This is a genomic window from Primorskyibacter marinus, from assembly GCF_003313245.1.
GTDB lineage: Bacteria > Pseudomonadota > Alphaproteobacteria > Rhodobacterales > Rhodobacteraceae > Primorskyibacter > Primorskyibacter marinus.
In genome coordinates, this window is sequence record NZ_QJSD01000001.1 from 315,635 (window position 1) to 331,279 (window position 15,645).

Genomic DNA, 15,645 nt, shown 5'->3' on the forward strand with positions numbered 1-15,645 from the left:
CGCCGAGGATATGATGCAATTGCCCCCAAAGGTTACGGAACGCGCGTTCGAGCGCCTGTCGGAAATTGGTGCCGCCGGCCAGGGTCAGGCCCTGCGCGTCGCGGTCGAGGGCGGCGGCTGTTCCGGCTTTCAATATGAGATCAAGCTGGACGCTCCCGCCGACGACGATCTGGTGCTGGAAGGCAATGGCGAACGGGTTGTGGTGGATTCCGTGTCACTGCCATTTCTGTCCAACGCCGTGATAGATTTCACAGAAGAGCTGATCGGTGCCCGGTTCGTTATCGAAAATCCGAACGCCTCCAGTTCATGCGGATGCGGGACGAGCTTTTCCATGTGAGGGCTGTGGTGCCTTCGCTGCCATCCCGATCTGATCGTAAAGCAGCCAGACGCCCGACGCGATGACGATCCCGACCCCAAGCAACGTGCCGACGCTTGGCAGTTCATCGAAAAACAGCGCGCCAATGACGACCATCCAGACAAATTGCAGATTCATCAACGGCGTCGCCACATAGGCAGGCAACAGGCGAAGTGCGATCACCACGACCCACCGTGCGGCGAACAGAAAGACCGCATAGGCCCCGGCCCAGCCCAGATCCGCCAGCCCCATCGGGGCGATGACGAAGGGCAGCGCCAGCGACATGGCCGCGAAGATCGCCAGGTTGGGATAGAAGACCTGCGCCAGCGCGTTGGTTTCAAACCGCCCGATATAGCGCGCGGCCACCATTGATCCGGTCCCGCTCACAGCTGCGGTCAGCGCCCAAAGATGGCCAGTGCTGACCCCGTGTATTCCACCTGGCATCAGGCACAGCATACCGATCACCCCGGCAACCAGCGCGGCCCAGACCTGCGGTCGCACCGGCTCGCCCAGGACAGGGCCACTCAGCAGCCCGGCGATAATCGGCATCAGGCCGATAAACAGGAAAACATCCGCGAGTGGCAGATCCCGAAACGCGTTGAAAAACGCAATACAGGCCAGCACGGTCAAGCCAGAGCGGATCGCCATGGCGCGCGGCGCGGATGTCCGCAGCCCTTCGCGCAAACGGCCCCGCCCGGACGACAGCCGGGTGAAGCCGATGGACAGCGCCATCACGATTGCCGAGGACAGGACAAACAGTTGTGGCGCAGCATAACTGCCTGCGATCAGCTTGGTGATCCCGTCCGCGGACGAGATCATCAGCGTATAAAGTGCAACAAGCCCGGCCCCAACTGCGACCCCGCCTTTCATAGCGCAGGTCCGGCGCTCGCGGTTCCGGCGCGGGCAAAGCCCTCGAAGAACCCGGCAAACTGATCCGACGACGTTTCGGCCGCCTCCAGCACGAAACGCGCATCCTCGGACAGGGTGTCATTGACCAGATCGCGCATCACATGCCAATCGCCCGAGCGTTGATCGTCCAGTTGGTATATGCATTCCGAAAGTTCGCGCAACGGTCCGGCGCGGTGCGTGCCACGGTCAAACCGCATACGCCCATGCTCTACAGGTTTGTTGAAGGCGCGCCCCCCCACGATGGCCTGATGCCAGTTGCAGACAAGGAATTCATGGTAATCGTCCGCGATCGACACATCCTCGGCGGCGGTTAGCCCATAAAGATTGGTCTCGCGGTCAAGCCAGGCTTCCCAGACGCTGGGTGGCGTCTGACCGGCAAAGCGCATCGCCACGCAGACCTCTGCCAGAAGATCGGCATTCTGGTCGATGAAGGCCAGCAACCCGGCATAGTGCAGGCTGGTCAGCGTTTCGGGTGCCAACTCTGGGTCGCGGCGTCCGTATTCGCTGAGGTAGAAAATGATATGCGTCAGTTCATACGCGGCTTTCTTGTTTGGCAACGCGAAGGTCGCGGGACGTTGCGTGAAGGCGCGCGTCCGATCCTCCAGCGTGGTATCCTGTGGCAGCGGATCGACGCCGCGGCGCATCATCAACCGACGGGCCTCCAGACGTTGCAGATCTGACAGTTCAGCCTGCGCCAGCCCTTGATCATCGGCCCATTTCACCAGTTGTGCGGCCTTGTCGCCTTTCATTCCCAACGCTTCCAGGTCCAGCGTGATTGACAGAAGGAAGCGATAATACTGCGGAAAGAACCCAAGGCGCTTTTCAACAGTTCCGTAGAAGTTTTCATGCGCCTCGAACGCGCCATTTCCGACTTCCGCACCAGAAGTTTCCAAAATGTTAAGAATTTCCGCGTTCTCCTTCAGCCAGAACACGTCATCGCCAAAACGACGGTGCTCGGCGAAGCAGGCCAGGAGCGCGGCATTCCGCGCCTCCTGAGGCTGAAACTGGGACGAAGCGCGCAGATGAACAACATTGGACATGGTTTATTTCCTTTGTCTATGCGCCCGCTGGCGCTTCGTCCCGGTTTGGGTTTGGCTTACGAACCCGAGGTGAAGAGCGCGGTGGCTTCGCCGTCCGTGATACGGGCGTCGGCCACAGGGGCGGAACCCGAGGTGTACATCTCGACCGCGTCACCGGTTGTCGCGTCGCTGGTCACCGGAGCGGAACCCGAAGTGAACATCTCGACCGCATCACCGGTTGTCGCATCGCTGGTCACAGGGGCGGAACCCGAAGTGAACATCTCGACCGCATCGCCGGTTGTCGCGTCGCTGGTCAAAGGGGCGGAACCCGAAGTGAACATCTCGACCGCATCGCCGGTTGTCGCGTCGCTGGTCACCGGAGCGGAACCCGAAGTGAACATCTCGACCGCATCGCCGGTTGTCGCATCGCTGGTCACAGGGGCGGAACCCGAGGTGAACATTTCAACCGCTTCGCCGACCAGGGCTGCCGAGGACGTTGCGGGTGCAGAACCGGATGTGAAAAGACCGGTCGCTTCACCGGCGAATGCTTCGGATGTCACGGGTGCAGAGCCCGAGGTGAACAAGTCAGCGGCATCGCCCAAAAACGCATCGGCACCTGCTGGGGCAGAGCCGGAAGTGAACAGCGCAGTGGCCTCGCCATCGTGGATGCTTTCTTCGAATGTATCTTTTGTTTCAAAGGCTTCGGCGATTTTGAAGTTTGTTGAGGCAGTCATTTTGTCTCTCCGTTTGAGCAGAATTTGCCCCTTAACGCTTGCACGGGAAAATTGAACTTCATAGCCCCTTTTCTTGCTATGCTTGCATACCCACAGACTTATCCACATTAACTCTGATAGGTAGAAATCTGATACAAATCCGGAAAACTGCGGTCCTGACTGTCCCAAATTTTTTTCGATCTGGCTGATAAATTCGTGATTTTGAGCATTCATTTGGCCGAATCGTATCGCGAATCGGTCAGCATCAGGAACGGATTCTCGGCACCTGACCCATTTGCGTCGCAGGCCGACTCCAACTGGCGTCAAATATGACGCCAGATCGCAACACGCCTTGCGTGCCATGCGCAGGTGCGGGATAGAGGGGTAATTCGCGGAAGGTCACGCCATGAAAATTGCCACATTCAACATCAACGGCGTCAAGGCGCGCATGACGGCCTTGACCGATTGGTTAAGTGAATCCCGGCCTGACGTCGCGCTGCTGCAAGAGATCAAATCCGTGGACGACGGCTTTCCCCGCGAACCTCTGGAAGATCTCGGTTATCAGGTGGAAACGCATGGGCAAAAAGGCTTCAACGGCGTCGCCATTCTGTCGAAACTCCCGCTCGAAGATATCAGCCGCGGGCTGCCCGGCGATGACGATGACGCACAGGCCCGCTGGATCGAAGCGACGGTGATCGGCAAGACGGCGATCAGGCTTTGCGGGCTTTACCTGCCCAACGGAAACCCCGCGCCCGGCCCCAAATATGACTATAAACTCAATTGGATGAAACGCCTGCAAACCCGCGCACAGGCGCTTCTGGACGCAGAAATGCCGGCCCTCATGGCAGGGGATTACAACGTCATCCCACAAGCCGAGGACGCGGCCCGCCCCGCAGCCTGGGAAGAAGACGCCCTCTTCTTGCCACAGAGCCGGGACGCCTTTCGCCGCATCCTGAATCTCGGCTTCACCGAGGCATTCCGCGCCACGACACAGGGGCCGGGCCATTACAGTTTCTGGGATTATCAGGCCGGCGCCTGGAACAAGAATAACGGCATCCGCATCGACCATTTTCTGCTGACGCCTGGCTGCGCCGACCTGATGACAGGCTGCTGGATCGAGAAAGACCTGCGCGGCCGCGAAAAACCGTCAGATCACGTCCCGGTCTGGATTGAACTCGACAATTAGTCGGGCAAACCGGTGCGTCCGGGTGCCAATCACGCATTCAGTGTGCGCGGAACGCGCACTCCGCTGGATCAGACCCGCCCATCTTTTGTGACATCGTGACGATAGAGCCAGTCGAAACGGCGCAACATGAAATCCGGACTGAACCGCCCCAACGCCCGCAGGCCGAGATGCGCCGCAAAACGCACCGGTCCGGGTTTCAGATGATAATTCCGCGCATTGGCACTGGCGGCATCGACCACCCGCCGGACCCGCGGCAATCTCCGCGCCTGATAATTGGCAAGGCGATCTGCCAGCGGACCCGGAGCGTCGAGCGCATCCGCCAGAACCCACGCATCTTCCAGCGCCATATTGGCCCCCTGTGCCAGGAAAGGCAGCGTTGGATGCGCTGCGTCCCCCAATAGTACGACGCCCTCTTGTGCCCACACCGCAGCCACCGGGTGGCGGAAAAGGCCCCACAGGATCGGCTCTTGGACCTGCGCCAATATCTGATGAACCTCCGCGTCGAACCCCGCAAATGCGCGCTTCAAATTGACCGGATCGTCCGGATGGCTCCAGCCTTCGGCCGCCCATTCACGCCGTTCCTGAACGGCCACGATGTTCAGGGCCTGCCCATCCCGTAGCGGATAGGTGACGACATGACGTCCCGGCCCCATGTGGACACGCGCATGCGGCGGATGGCAAATCGTATTGTCGATCACAGCGCGCCACGCGACCTGTCCAGTGAAGAATGGTGCAGAGACGCCATTCAGCACCGGGCGTAAGATGGAGTTGATTCCATCCGCACCAACGGCGAGATCACAGGCGAAATCGCTGCCATTGGCGAAGGTCAGACCCGTTCCAGCGGCCCCGATCACACCAGTCACACGTTGGTTCGTGCGCAGTATAACCCCAGCATCTTGTGCCGCCTCGGCCAGAACAGAGATCAGATCGGCCCGATGCACGAACCAATAGCTTTCATCTTCAGGCAAAGCTTTAAGATCGACCCGGAGCACTTCGTTACTTCTACGAAAATCACGCAGTGAAATGGCGCGGGCTTGCATCGACCGGACCGTTAGCGCCTCCGCCACACCAAGCGCTTCCAACACGCGCATCCCATTGGGAGAGACCTGCAAGCCAGCCCCGACTTCACTTAGCGCCTCGGCTTGCTCAAACACGCAAACCTCAGCACCTTTCGCACGCAAGGCCAGGGCCGCAGCAAGCCCGCCGATGCCGCCCCCAACAATTGCGATTTTGCTGCCCTGAATCGTCATGCGCCCAGCTATCGATGAAAAAACGCCGGAGCAACAGCCCCGGCGCTTTCTAAACTACAAAATCACACCCCGACCTCAGTCGTCGCGGTGAACTTTCTCACGCCGTTCGTGACGCTCTTGTGCTTCCAGACTCATCGTCGCAATCGGACGTGCGTCCAGCCGTTTCAGGCTAATCGGCTCGCCGGTCACTTCGCAATACCCGAACTCGCCCTCGTCGATGCGGCGCAATGCCGAGTCGATCTTGGCAACCAGCTTGCGCTGGCGATCCCGCGTGCGAAGCTCCAACGCGCGGTCGGTTTCTTCACTGGCGCGATCGGCCACATCGGGAATGTTTCGCGTACCGTCCTGCAAACCTTCGATCGTGTCCCGAGTATCAGCGAGAAGATCATTTTTCCAACCAAGTAATTTCACACGAAAATACTCAAGCTGGCGTTCGTTCATGAATGGTTCATCTTCGGCCGGCTGATAATTGTCGGGAAGAAAGGATTCCACTTTCATCTTCGCTCCCTCATGCAGACCATTATCTGAGTAGTTAACATTTTCAGACATCTGGCACCCCTCTGCGCGCAGCACTTACCGCAACCCCCAATGCTTGTCACTACACAATAGCATCGCGTTGCGGTGAAATTATGGCCACGATAAGGTGCCGACCAAACGCAGGCCCAACAGGCGGGAACACATGAAATTCAAAGGCACACGCGACTATGTCGCAACCGATGATCTGACCATGGCGGTGAACGCCGCGGTCACACTTGAACGTCCCCTTCTGGTCAAGGGAGAACCCGGAACCGGCAAGACGGAACTGGCCCGTCAGGTCGCGGATGCGCTGGGGTTGGAGATCATTGAGTGGAACATTAAATCCACCACCAAGGCGCAACAGGGGCTTTATGAATACGACGCGGTCAGCCGGTTGCGCGACAGCCAGCTGGGCGAAGAGCGCGTGCATGACGTGGCCAACTATATCCGCAAGGGCAAACTGTGGCAGGCGTTCGAGACCGACAGGAAAGTCGTGCTGCTGATTGACGAGGTCGACAAGGCCGATATCGAGTTTCCCAACGATCTGCTGCAAGAGCTCGACCGGATGGAATTTCACGTCTACGAGACCGGAGAGACCATTCGCGCGCGCCACCGCCCGATTGTCATCATTACCTCGAACAACGAAAAAGAGCTGCCCGACGCCTTCCTGCGGCGCTGCTTTTTTCACTATATCCGTTTTCCCGACCCCGAAACGCTGCGCAAGATCGTCGAGGTCCACCATCCCGCAATCAAGGACGCGCTTCTGACAACGGCCTTGACGCAATTCTACGAGTTGCGCGATCAGCCGGGGCTGAAGAAGAAACCGTCAACATCCGAGGTGCTCGACTGGCTCAAATTGCTTCTGGCCGAAGACCTTGGGCCCGAAGACCTCAAGCGTGACGGCACCAACGCCCTTCCCAGATTGCACGGCGCACTCTTGAAGAACGAACAGGACGTGCATCTGTTCGAGCGTCTTGCCTTCATGGCGCGCGGTCAAAGATGAACCTGTTAATCCCGGCCACTTCGTTTTTCTTGAGAGCGCGGCAAAGAATAGTCGGCGTGGCTGGAGGGCGGGCCGCTGCCGCAGGCAGCCGGGGCGTCCGGTTGCCCGCCGAGGCATAAGTGCTCCACGTCCTGACCCACAACATTCTGCCGGTCTTCTCGATGCTGGCATTGGGTTTCGTTCTCGGACGCACGGGCCGGATCAGTTTTGAAGAGGCCCGCACCCTCAACCGGGTCGCCTTTCTCGTGCTGCAACCGGCGCTGATCTTTCCGCTGATCGCAGGCGTGGATTTTCACCAGTTCGATTTCGCTGCCCTTGCCGGCTACGCATTGTGTCAAGCAATCGCGTTCACGCTGGCGTATCTGGCGGCGCGTCGATTATTTGGCCGTGAGCACCTGGAATCCTGGCTGCTGGCAATGTGCGTCGTCTTCGTGAACACATTGCTCTATATCTGGCCGATCTCCTTCCTGATATATGGCGAGGCCGCAGCCCTTCCGATCACCGCCATCGTCGCCTGGGATTCCGCCTTTTCCTTTGCGTTCTTCATCATCACCACGGACGTCATGGCCGGTCGGTCCGAAGGTGCGCTGCGCCGCGTCGCTGGCAACCCGGTCCTCATCGCCATTCTGCTTGGGGCCATCGTCAACCTGGCTGCTCTGTCCCTGCCAGAGCCGATTTTGACGGCCGCGCGTTTCGCAGGTGCTGGCGCGGCACCGCTCACCTTGCTGGCCCTGGGTGTGATCCTGTCCCGGCACGCGTTGACGCCGTCGCCGGTGATCCTCGGCATAAGCGGGTTGAAGCTGCTGGGGTTTCCGCTGCTTGTCTGGCTGACGCTGACACTCTGGCAGGCCGACACCGCGTGGCAACCGCTTTTGGTGCTGACGGCCGCCGGTCCTTCGGGGGCGATGGCCTTTTCGCTGGCGATGTTGCACGGCATCCGCACCGATATCATTGCGCCGGTGGTGATCTGGACCAGTATCCTGTCACTGCTCTCCTTGTCATGGCTTGCATGAGGGTCTGGCTGGCACAAGGCCCCGGATCAGGTCCGGGGCGCGTGACGCTTTGCCAACGCTGTCAGGCAACTGCGCAGGCCGACAGTCGTCAGAGCCATTGCGCGACGTCATGCCTGTGGCAGCTGTCGCAAAACCGACCTTTGCCGACAAAATTCCGCTCATCCCGTTCCACCATCATATGCAAGATTGAAAAACTCGTTCTATACTGCCTGCAATATTGGGCAGACAAAATCACGGATGATCCAATACATCCGGTCGAGCAGGCAGGCAGACATGACTCAACACAAGCAGGTATCGGTGCGTGCCTTGCACATTTCGGACGAATCCGAATGGCGGCGCCTTTGGACCGGCTATCTTGAATATTACGAGGCAAAGGTGTCCGAAGAAGTCTATGCGAGCAGTTTCGCGCGGCTTCTGGGCGATGATCCGCGCGATTTCAACGGAATGCTCGCTGTCCTTGACGGCACGCCGGTGGGGCTTGTGCACTACCTATTTCATCGTCACGGCTGGAAAGTCGAAAATGTCTGCTATCTTCAGGACCTTTACGCAGATCCGTCTGTGCGGGGCATTGGAATTGGCCGCGCATTGATAGAAGCCGTCTATGCGAAAGCCGACGCTGCGGGCGCGCCGTCCGTGTATTGGCTGACGCAGGATTTCAACCATTCGGCGCGGAAACTTTACGACAAGGTCGGACAGCTGACCCCCTTCATCAAGTATCAGCGTCCGTAATGCGCCATGTTCTCCTGCCGGTGCTGATCGCGCTGTCAGGCTGCGTCCCATTGCCCGGTGACACGCCTGTAAATGCCGCTGTACAAAACGAAACGTTCCCGCCGGTGGCGCGCTTCGTCGCTAAGCCCCAGTCCCTGCCCGCGCTGTCCAATGCCGATCTTGCGCGGGATTTTCTGGATCTGAGCTTTCAGCTTGAGTCGGGTCGCGAATTGCCGGTGCTGACCCGGTTCGAAGGCCCGATCCGCATCCGCATCACAGGGGCTCCGTCGGCCTCTTTGGGCGGCGATCTGGGCCGCCTCCTGTATCGGTTGCGCAGCGAGGCCGGGCTGGACATTTCAACCACCAACCGGTCATCGGCGGACATCACCATTCAGGCCGTGCCGCGGAGCGACATCCAACGCGCCTTGCCGACAGCGGCGTGTTTCGTGGCACCGAACGTGACTTCACTGGCCCAATACCGCCGCATGAAGCACAGCACCAAGATCAACTGGAGCCGCCTGAAACGCCGTGAGCGCCTTGCGATTTTCGTGCCCAACGATGTCAGCCCGCAAGAGATCCGCGACTGCCTGCATGAAGAGCTGGCACAGGCGATTGGGCCGTTGAATGACCTTTATCGCCTGCCGGATTCAGTGTTCAATGATGACAATGTCCACACCATCCTGACAGCGCATGACATGCTGATCCTGCGGACCTATTATCACCCGACCCTGCGCAACGGCATGACCCGCGAGGAGGTAGCGGCAGAGCTGCCAGGCATCTTGGCAACGCTCAATCCTCGCGGAAAGAACCGCGCACCTCGATACCTGCCGCCCACGCCGCGCAGCTGGATCGCGGCTATCGAGACCGCCCTTGGTCCCGGTGCCTCCCCGACCGAACGTCGGGACGCGGGCGCAGAGGCGGTGAAGATCGCCGGCAACCTGCGCTGGACCGATCACCGCCGCGCGTTTTCACATTTCGCAATGGGGCGCCTGTTGCTGGATGTCGATGCAAAGGAAGCCTTGGAACAGTTCAAGCTGGCGGATCGCTACTATGCCCGAACCCCACAAACAGCGCTGCACCGCGCCTATGTCGCCGCACAGCTTGCGGCCCACGCGGTTGCCAACGCCAACGGCAAACGCGCTCTGGCCCTTCTCGCCCCCCATTTCGACACGGCGGCACGCCACGAAAATGCCGCCCTTCTGTCCACCCTGATGTTGCTGCGCGTTGAAGCACTGGACCTTCGGGGCCGCACCGCCGAGGCACAGGCGGAGCGACTGGACAGTCTGGGCTGGGCGCGATACGGGTTCGGAGAAGATTGGGCAGTGCGCGCGAAGATGTATGAAATCAGCGCGCTCAACCCGCTGAAGAATAACACGGGCGGATCATGATCTACATCATCTTTGGCATTATCGGCGCGGTCATTGGCGGGATGACCGCAAAACGGCGCAAGGGTGCGGCTGCGGATATTGCGCAATACGCCGTCGTTTACTTCATCGCCTTTGCGCTTGTCGGCTTGGTGCTGACGCTGCTGCTCGACCGTTTTATCGTATAGCGCCCCATGTTCGTTCCGTTCTTTGAAAAATTGCGGGACGCGGGCGTACCGGTCTCCCTGCGCGAATACCTGACCTTTCTGGAGGCGATGAAGGCGGGTCTTGCGACCTATGATGTCGAAGGTTTCTACTATCTCGCTCGCAGCGCGATGGTGAAGGATGAGCGCAATATAGACAAGTTCGACCGCGCATTCGCTGCCGCCTTCGAAGGGCTGGAAAACATCACCCTCGATCAGGTGCTTGAAGCCGTGGACCTGCCCGCCGACTGGCTGGAAAAGCGGGCGGAAAAACATCTGACGCCCGAGGAACGTGCCGAGATCGAAGCGCTAGGCGGCTTCGACAAGCTGATGGAGACGCTGCGCGAACGCCTGAAAGAGCAGCAGGGCCGTCATCAGGGTGGCAACAAATGGATCGGGACCGGCGGCACCTCGCCCTTCGGCGCACATGGTTATAACCCCGAAGGTGTGCGCATCGGTCAGGACAAATCGCGCCATCAGCGCGCGGTCAAGGTCTGGGATAAACGCGAGTTTCGCAATCTCGACGGGTCGATCGAGCTGGGCACCCGCAACATCAAGGTCGCCCTGAAACGCCTGCGCCAATGGGCACGCGACGGCGCGGCCGACGAACTCGACCTTGATGGCACCATCCGCTCCACGGCCGAGCATGGCTATCTGGACGTGCAAACCCGCCCGGAACGCCGCAACGCGGTCAAGGTGCTGCTGTTTCTTGATGTGGGCGGCAGCATGGATGCGCATATCCGCGTCGTGGAAGAGCTGTTCAGCGCAGCGCGTGCCGAATTCAAGCATATGGAATATTTCTACTTCCATAACTGCCTGTATGAGGGCGTCTGGCGTGACAATCGCCGCCGCTGGAACGCCCAGACCCCAACGCAGGAGGTGCTGCGCACCTACGGGTCGGACTACAAATGCATCTTTGTCGGGGATGCCTCGATGTCCCCCTACGAAATCGCCTATCCCGGCGGTGCCAACGAACACTGGAATGCCGAATCCGGTCAGACCTGGCTGGCGCGCGCGCGCGAACAATGGCCCTCCAACCTCTGGCTCAACCCCGTGCCGCAAAGGCAATGGGACTACACGCATTCCATCTCGATGATCCGCGAAATATTCGAGGACAACATGGTGCCGATGACGCTTGAAGGCCTGGAACGCGGGATGCGCAGCCTGACGCGCTGAACAAATCCGCCGCTCGCTGGAACGGTATCGCGCTTCGGGGCGTTGAACTTGCGACTGCAAACGATTTACCAAAGAAGGAGCGTACTGATGATTACCAAAAAAGGATCCGCCAAATGGTCCGGAGATCTGAAAAGCGGCAAGGGTCACGTCTCGACTGAATCCGGCGCGCTTGACGATCAGCCCTACGGTTTCAACACCCGTTTCGACGGCCAGCCCGGCACCAATCCCGAAGAACTGATCGGGGCCGCACATGCCAGTTGTTTCTCGATGGCTCTGTCGCTGGTTCTTGCAGATCACGGTGCCACAGCTGACGAGATCAAGACCACCGCCACAGTCTCGCTCGACAAGGATGGCGACGGGTTTGCAGTCAAGAAAGTACATCTGGAGATGACGGCAAAGATCCCCGATCTGGACGAAGCCGCCTTCAACACGGCCGCCAATGCCGCGAAAGAAGGCTGTCCCATTTCCAAACTGTTCAAAGGCACCGAGATCACGCTGGACGCAAAACTGATCTAAGACCTGACGCGCGCGCCATTTGACGCTTGCCGCAAGGGCGCGCGCGCCCCATATCAGGTCTATGCTGAAGTTCACCCCGATCCTTCTTGCCTTGCTCTACGCGTTCGCGATGTACCATTTCTCGGCGTGGCGCACCCGCAAAGAGCTTGACGCGAAGTCCACAGAATTGGCGGACTCGCGTCTCAAGGCGATAACGGACCGCTTGGCAGCCGCGCTTGATCTAAAGCGTATTCGCGTTCATATCTATGAAATCGACCCCGTCAACGGTCTGGCCGCCCCGGACGGGCGTATCTTCATCACCCGAGGTTTTTACCGGAAATATCAATCCGGCGAGGTCACAGCCGAAGAAATCGCTTCGGTCATCGCGCATGAGCTTGGCCATGTCGCCCTTGGACATTCGCGTCGCAGAATGATCGATTTTTCCGGCCAGAACGCCCTGCGCACTGCCTTGGCGATGGTTCTCAGCCGTTTCCTGCCCGGTGTCGGCGTGCTGATCGCAAATGCCCTGACCAGCCTGCTCGCCGCGCGTCTCAGCCGGGGCGACGAATACGAAGCAGATGCCTATGCTGCTGCCCTACTGACCAAAACCGGCATCGGCACAGCCCCGCAAATCTCGCTTTTTGAAAAACTGGATGCGCTTACCGCAGCGCGTTCCGGCGCGGCCCCTGCCTGGCTGATGAGCCACCCGAAAACACCCGAACGCATCGCCGCCATCCAAACCCTGTCATCGCGCTGGCAAAGCTGACAACACGCGCCCGGCCCGTCTGCATCTTCTTCTTGGCAAAAATACTCCGGGGAGCGCGAGGGGCTGGCCCCTCGCTTCGGCCATTCATCAAGATCACCGCATCCGTCTACCTTGCAAACCGCGTCACAAAGCGCCCGATTCCCGGCTCTGGAAAAGACCCGTCGCTCCGGTCAAGCCGCCAACGCTTTACCCAGCCGCGGCAAACGGGCTTTCTTGAACAAACGACGCGTATCCCATTCTTCCCCGGACAACCGGCAGGCCTCGGCCAGCACGGCGTCGGCCACCTTGCGAACCGGCTCTGCTTCCGCCTCGAAACAGCCAAGCAGAAACCCGTCCGGATCGGCGCGGGACAGACCTTCTTCGGCCAATAAACCACGAGGAAAATCTTTGGCGTTCATCGTCAGGATAACATCCGCCGAGCCTGCAATCGCCGCTGCCAGAACATGTATGTCATTTGGATCGGGCAACCATAACCGGCGCATCAGACCTTCAGGCACCTTCACCTCGGCCCGCGGCCACGCAGCTTGCAAGAGCGCGATTTCACCACGCGCCAGTGCCTCGCCTTCGGGCCCCAGTTTCCGCGCGGCAAGCGCCCATTCTTCCAGCAATCGCGTCGACCATTGTGGCGCGAAGACACCCTGAGCCGCGACGCCCAGAACCATTTCCCGCATCACCGTGGGGTAGAGCACACAGGCGTCGATCAGCACCCTCACAGGCGGAAAACCAACGCCTTGAGATAGCCGCTTTCGATCATCTGCGGCAGTTGCGGATGGTCCGGCCCGGCAAAGCCGGTATGCAGCAAAACCGGCCGCCGTCCGGCGCGTCCGATACCGCGCAGGCAGGCACCGGTAAATTTCTCTAGATCAGCGGCGTGGGAGCATGAACACAGCACCAGATAGCCGCCCTCTTCCACAAGCCCCGCCGACAGACGTGCAATGCGCTCATAGGCGCGCAGCCCGGCCTCCAATGTGGGCTTGCTGGGCGCAAATGCGGGTGGATCACAGATCACCACATCAAACCGTTCAGCCTCTGCCGCCAATGCTGCGAGCGTCTCAAACGCGTCCCCACGCCGCGTTGCGAACCGGTCCGAAGCGCCCATGCGTTCTGCCCCTTCGGCGGCCAATGCCAATGCCGGGGCCGAGGCGTCAACAGCCAACGCAGAGGCCGCACCGCCTGCCAGCCCTGCCAGAGCAAAGCCGCCAACATGGCTGAACACATCCAGAACCCGTGCGTCGTGGCACAGGCGCGCGGCCATGGCGTGATTTGGACGTTGGTCATAGAAAAGCCCGGTCTTCTGCCCGCCGGTGAGGTCGGCCATATAAGTGGCTCCGTTCATCTCGACCGGAACCGCGGCGTCTGGCGCGGAGCCGCGCAACACGGCATTGACATCGTCCAGACCCTCCAGCTGTCTGCCGCGTCCACCAGAGCTTTTGAGGACGCAAGTGGCACCCGTCACGCGCACCAAGGCTGCGGCCAGATCGTCCAGAAGCAGGTCCGCCCATGCGGCATTGGGTTGAATCACGCAAGTATCGCCGAACCGGTCGATGATGACGCCCGGCAGGCCGTCCGCTTCTGCATGGACAAGGCGGTAGAACGGAGCATCGAACAACCGGATCCGCAACTCCAACGCGCGTGTCAGCCGTGCTACGAACCAGTCGACATCCGGCATCGGACCATCGGCTAGCCCCAGAATCCGGGCGATGATTTTTGACGCGGGATTGACCGCGACCATCGCCAGAGGCGCGCGCTCGGCATCCTCCAGCACCGCGATGGTTCCGGGCGCAAGCGCCTTGGTCCGGCGGTCAAGCACGGTTTCATTGGCAAAAACCCAAGGCGCGCCGCGACGGATCGCGCGGACGTTGGCGTTGGGACGAAGGCGGATTACGGGCAATGTGGGCAATGTCATGCCCACCTCTTACGCGCGCCGGCGCGCGGGGGAAAGCCCAACCGGCACGCCGCGCTTTCCTGATTGCATAATGTGGATTTGCAACACAGCCTAATGTGGCAGCCGCCAATACAGGCATGCCAAATCCGATCACATGACCGCAATGACACGCCCGTCAGCGGGGCAATCAGGAGGTTTGCTTGCGCGCGGCCCCTTCGGCCTTGCAAACCTGATCTGCCAACTCGACAGACATGGCGCTGGGTCGATTGATCGAGCGATCCCAATCCAGCACCTCTTTTGTGTAAAGCTGGCATGTGACCACACCTTGCTTTGTCTGCACCTGAACCGGTTCGGTTTCGAAATATTCAGGTGAAGTGCATCCTGCCAAAGCGATCGCGCCCACAAGCATCAGTCCGGATTTTGTTACTATTGTCATATCTCTCTCACTCATTAGTTTACGCGAAGATTTTGCCTAGCTGTCGGAAGGGACGATCGCCGCGGCCGCAATCCCCGCATCAAGATTGCGTTGTGCGTACGGGTTTTCCAGCTTGGATTCGCGACAATATTGACGTGCGAGCCGCGCTGCGGTGCGTCGGTCGCCACCGATTCTGGTCTGGATTTGCGTGACAAACGCCCGTGTGCCGCGGTCCCACCAGACCAGGGTGTCAATATATCTGATGCATGGGTGCGTCGCGGCTTGAACTGCGGCCGGTGCCGTGACCGCTGGCTCGACAACCGGGTCGGACAAGGCACCAGCGAATGCAGGAGATGCCGCCAGAGCACAGGCAAAGACCCCGACCTTGCAGCGCAATAGGCGTTTGGACAGTTTTACCGAGCTTAGTTTCATGGCGGTTTTCTCACAGTTGATATTTGGCCGACATCGCGAAGACAGTATTAGCCGACCTTTTGTCAATTAGGATTCCATGGGATGTTCAGGATCGCATTTCGTCACCAATAAAATTACGACAAGTGGATGAAATTTCAACCGGATCGGAAAGCCCTGTATAGAGGCAGATTAGCGCAGTGGTCATCGGTTATTTCGCCACGGGCTGAATATTGCGAGGTAGTCTACATCGCCTGCCGC

Annotated in this window: 19 protein-coding genes; 10 read left to right on the plus strand and 9 right to left on the minus strand. The window is 59.7% G+C overall.

Annotated features, from left to right (window positions below):
- Positions 1 to 13: 13 nt before the first annotated feature.
- A complete protein-coding gene (locus DMZ65_RS01495) occupies positions 14 to 337 on the plus strand; it encodes a HesB/IscA family protein (RefSeq protein ID WP_084350279.1) in 324 nt (107 codons plus the stop codon).
- On the opposite strand, the gene DMZ65_RS01500 is transcribed toward DMZ65_RS01495, so the two are convergent.
- The 3 genes from DMZ65_RS01500 to DMZ65_RS01510 are packed head-to-tail and all read right to left on the minus strand — an operon-like array spanning position 305 to position 3,017.
- On the minus strand, positions 305 to 1,225 hold the full coding sequence (locus DMZ65_RS01500) for a DMT family transporter (RefSeq protein ID WP_116597128.1): 921 nt from the start codon (positions 1,223 to 1,225) through the stop codon (positions 305 to 307). The two genes, DMZ65_RS01495 and DMZ65_RS01500, sit on opposite strands and share 33 nt — an antisense overlap.
- The gene (locus DMZ65_RS01505) at positions 1,222 to 2,304 is read right to left on the minus strand and encodes a DUF6902 family protein (RefSeq protein ID WP_116597129.1); all 1,083 of its coding nucleotides are present in this window, start codon (positions 2,302 to 2,304) and stop codon (positions 1,222 to 1,224) included. The genes DMZ65_RS01500 and DMZ65_RS01505 overlap by 4 nt, the downstream gene beginning before the upstream one ends.
- 56 nt (positions 2,305 to 2,360) lie before the next feature.
- The gene (locus tag DMZ65_RS01510; RefSeq protein ID WP_198662601.1) at positions 2,361 to 3,017 is read right to left on the minus strand and encodes a DUF6749 family protein; all 657 of its coding nucleotides are present in this window, start codon (positions 3,015 to 3,017) and stop codon (positions 2,361 to 2,363) included.
- A gap of 385 nt (positions 3,018 to 3,402) precedes the next feature.
- On the opposite strand from DMZ65_RS01510, the gene xth reads away from it, so the two are divergent.
- On the plus strand, positions 3,403 to 4,182 hold the full coding sequence (xth, locus tag DMZ65_RS01515) for an exodeoxyribonuclease III (protein WP_116597130.1): 780 nt from the start codon (positions 3,403 to 3,405) through the stop codon (positions 4,180 to 4,182).
- A 68-nt stretch (positions 4,183 to 4,250) separates the two neighbouring features.
- Here the strand turns inward: xth and DMZ65_RS01520 are convergent, their stop codons facing one another.
- The gene (locus DMZ65_RS01520; protein ID WP_116597131.1) at positions 4,251 to 5,432 is read right to left on the minus strand and encodes an FAD-dependent monooxygenase; all 1,182 of its coding nucleotides are present in this window, start codon (positions 5,430 to 5,432) and stop codon (positions 4,251 to 4,253) included.
- A gap of 75 nt (positions 5,433 to 5,507) precedes the next feature.
- The gene (gene dksA / locus DMZ65_RS01525; protein ID WP_084349835.1) at positions 5,508 to 5,930 is read right to left on the minus strand and encodes an RNA polymerase-binding protein DksA; all 423 of its coding nucleotides are present in this window, start codon (positions 5,928 to 5,930) and stop codon (positions 5,508 to 5,510) included.
- Positions 5,931 to 6,111: 181 nt separating this feature from the next.
- Here dksA and DMZ65_RS01530 point away from each other — a divergent pair, with 181 nt between their 5' ends.
- The 8 genes from DMZ65_RS01530 to DMZ65_RS01565 all read left to right on the plus strand — a co-directional run bounded on the left by DMZ65_RS01530 (position 6,112) and on the right by DMZ65_RS01565 (position 12,676).
- A complete protein-coding gene (locus DMZ65_RS01530; protein WP_116597132.1) occupies positions 6,112 to 6,951 on the plus strand; it encodes an AAA family ATPase in 840 nt (279 codons plus the stop codon).
- 119 nt (positions 6,952 to 7,070) lie between these two features.
- Positions 7,071 to 7,964 carry an AEC family transporter gene (locus tag DMZ65_RS01535; RefSeq protein WP_116597133.1) on the plus strand — a complete coding sequence of 298 codons (894 nt, stop codon included), beginning with the start codon at positions 7,071 to 7,073 and terminating at the stop codon, positions 7,962 to 7,964.
- Positions 7,965 to 8,237: 273 nt separating this feature from the next.
- Complete coding sequence (locus tag DMZ65_RS01540) at positions 8,238 to 8,693, plus strand: GNAT family N-acetyltransferase (protein WP_116597559.1); 456 nt, start codon at positions 8,238 to 8,240, stop codon at positions 8,691 to 8,693.
- Positions 8,693 to 10,060: a DUF2927 domain-containing protein gene (locus tag DMZ65_RS01545; RefSeq protein ID WP_116597134.1), complete on the plus strand. Its 1,368-nt coding sequence runs from the start codon at positions 8,693 to 8,695 to the stop codon at positions 10,058 to 10,060. The genes DMZ65_RS01540 and DMZ65_RS01545 overlap by 1 nt, the downstream gene beginning before the upstream one ends.
- Entirely contained in the window at positions 10,057 to 10,224 is a 168-nt protein-coding gene (locus DMZ65_RS01550; RefSeq protein WP_116597135.1) for an apolipoprotein acyltransferase, read from the plus strand. Before DMZ65_RS01545 ends, DMZ65_RS01550 begins: the two co-directional genes overlap by 4 nt.
- Before the next feature lie 6 nt (positions 10,225 to 10,230).
- Positions 10,231 to 11,415: a vWA domain-containing protein gene (locus tag DMZ65_RS01555; protein WP_116597136.1), complete on the plus strand. Its 1,185-nt coding sequence runs from the start codon at positions 10,231 to 10,233 to the stop codon at positions 11,413 to 11,415.
- 87 nt (positions 11,416 to 11,502) lie between these two features.
- A complete protein-coding gene (locus DMZ65_RS01560) occupies positions 11,503 to 11,931 on the plus strand; it encodes an OsmC family protein (protein WP_269801524.1) in 429 nt (142 codons plus the stop codon).
- Positions 11,932 to 11,992: 61 nt separating this feature from the next.
- Complete coding sequence (locus DMZ65_RS01565) at positions 11,993 to 12,676, plus strand: M48 family metalloprotease (protein ID WP_116597137.1); 684 nt, start codon at positions 11,993 to 11,995, stop codon at positions 12,674 to 12,676.
- Between the two features lie 170 nt (positions 12,677 to 12,846).
- On the opposite strand, the gene DMZ65_RS01570 is transcribed toward DMZ65_RS01565, so the two are convergent.
- From DMZ65_RS01570 to DMZ65_RS01585, 4 genes are all read right to left on the minus strand, one after another.
- On the minus strand, positions 12,847 to 13,389 hold the full coding sequence (locus tag DMZ65_RS01570) for an RSP_2648 family PIN domain-containing protein (protein ID WP_116597138.1): 543 nt from the start codon (positions 13,387 to 13,389) through the stop codon (positions 12,847 to 12,849).
- Positions 13,386 to 14,582, minus strand: a complete 1,197-nt coding sequence (locus tag DMZ65_RS01575) for an RSP_2647 family RNA methyltransferase (RefSeq protein WP_116597139.1) — start codon at positions 14,580 to 14,582, stop codon at positions 13,386 to 13,388. The genes DMZ65_RS01570 and DMZ65_RS01575 overlap by 4 nt, the downstream gene beginning before the upstream one ends.
- Positions 14,583 to 14,748: 166 nt before the next feature.
- Positions 14,749 to 14,997 carry a hypothetical protein gene (locus DMZ65_RS01580; RefSeq protein WP_116597140.1) on the minus strand — a complete coding sequence of 83 codons (249 nt, stop codon included), beginning with the start codon at positions 14,995 to 14,997 and terminating at the stop codon, positions 14,749 to 14,751.
- A 36-nt stretch (positions 14,998 to 15,033) separates the two neighbouring features.
- Positions 15,034 to 15,408 (minus strand): hypothetical protein, encoded by a 375-nt coding sequence (locus DMZ65_RS01585; protein WP_116597141.1) that lies wholly within the window; start codon positions 15,406 to 15,408, stop codon positions 15,034 to 15,036.
- Between the last annotated feature and the right edge of the window lie 237 nt (positions 15,409 to 15,645).

Excerpts from the sequence above, each read along its gene's own strand:
- DMZ65_RS01560 (WP_269801524.1), top strand. The coding sequence starts at position 11,503 with ATGATTACCAAAAAAGGATCCGCCAAATGGTCCGGAGATCTGAAAAGC.
- DMZ65_RS01575 (WP_116597139.1), bottom strand. The coding sequence starts at position 14,582 with ATGACATTGCCCACATTGCCCGTAATCCGCCTTCGTCCCAACGCCAAC.
- DMZ65_RS01500 (WP_116597128.1), bottom strand. The coding sequence starts at position 1,225 with ATGAAAGGCGGGGTCGCAGTTGGGGCCGGGCTTGTTGCACTTTATACG.
- DMZ65_RS01520 (WP_116597131.1), bottom strand. The coding sequence starts at position 5,432 with ATGACGATTCAGGGCAGCAAAATCGCAATTGTTGGGGGCGGCATCGGC.
- DMZ65_RS01580 (WP_116597140.1), bottom strand. The coding sequence starts at position 14,997 with ATGACAATAGTAACAAAATCCGGACTGATGCTTGTGGGCGCGATCGCT.
- DMZ65_RS01585 (WP_116597141.1), bottom strand. The coding sequence starts at position 15,408 with ATGAAACTAAGCTCGGTAAAACTGTCCAAACGCCTATTGCGCTGCAAG.
- DMZ65_RS01545 (WP_116597134.1), top strand. The coding sequence starts at position 8,693 with ATGCGCCATGTTCTCCTGCCGGTGCTGATCGCGCTGTCAGGCTGCGTC.
- DMZ65_RS01495 (WP_084350279.1), top strand. The coding sequence starts at position 14 with ATGCAATTGCCCCCAAAGGTTACGGAACGCGCGTTCGAGCGCCTGTCG.
- DMZ65_RS01555 (WP_116597136.1), top strand. The coding sequence starts at position 10,231 with ATGTTCGTTCCGTTCTTTGAAAAATTGCGGGACGCGGGCGTACCGGTC.
- DMZ65_RS01505 (WP_116597129.1), bottom strand. The coding sequence starts at position 2,304 with ATGTCCAATGTTGTTCATCTGCGCGCTTCGTCCCAGTTTCAGCCTCAG.
- xth (WP_116597130.1), top strand. The coding sequence starts at position 3,403 with ATGAAAATTGCCACATTCAACATCAACGGCGTCAAGGCGCGCATGACG.
- DMZ65_RS01540 (WP_116597559.1), top strand. The coding sequence starts at position 8,238 with ATGACTCAACACAAGCAGGTATCGGTGCGTGCCTTGCACATTTCGGAC.
- DMZ65_RS01550 (WP_116597135.1), top strand. The coding sequence starts at position 10,057 with ATGATCTACATCATCTTTGGCATTATCGGCGCGGTCATTGGCGGGATG.
- DMZ65_RS01510 (WP_198662601.1), bottom strand. The coding sequence starts at position 3,017 with ATGACTGCCTCAACAAACTTCAAAATCGCCGAAGCCTTTGAAACAAAA.
- DMZ65_RS01565 (WP_116597137.1), top strand. The coding sequence starts at position 11,993 with ATGCTGAAGTTCACCCCGATCCTTCTTGCCTTGCTCTACGCGTTCGCG.
- dksA (WP_084349835.1), bottom strand. The coding sequence starts at position 5,930 with ATGAAAGTGGAATCCTTTCTTCCCGACAATTATCAGCCGGCCGAAGAT.
- DMZ65_RS01530 (WP_116597132.1), top strand. The coding sequence starts at position 6,112 with ATGAAATTCAAAGGCACACGCGACTATGTCGCAACCGATGATCTGACC.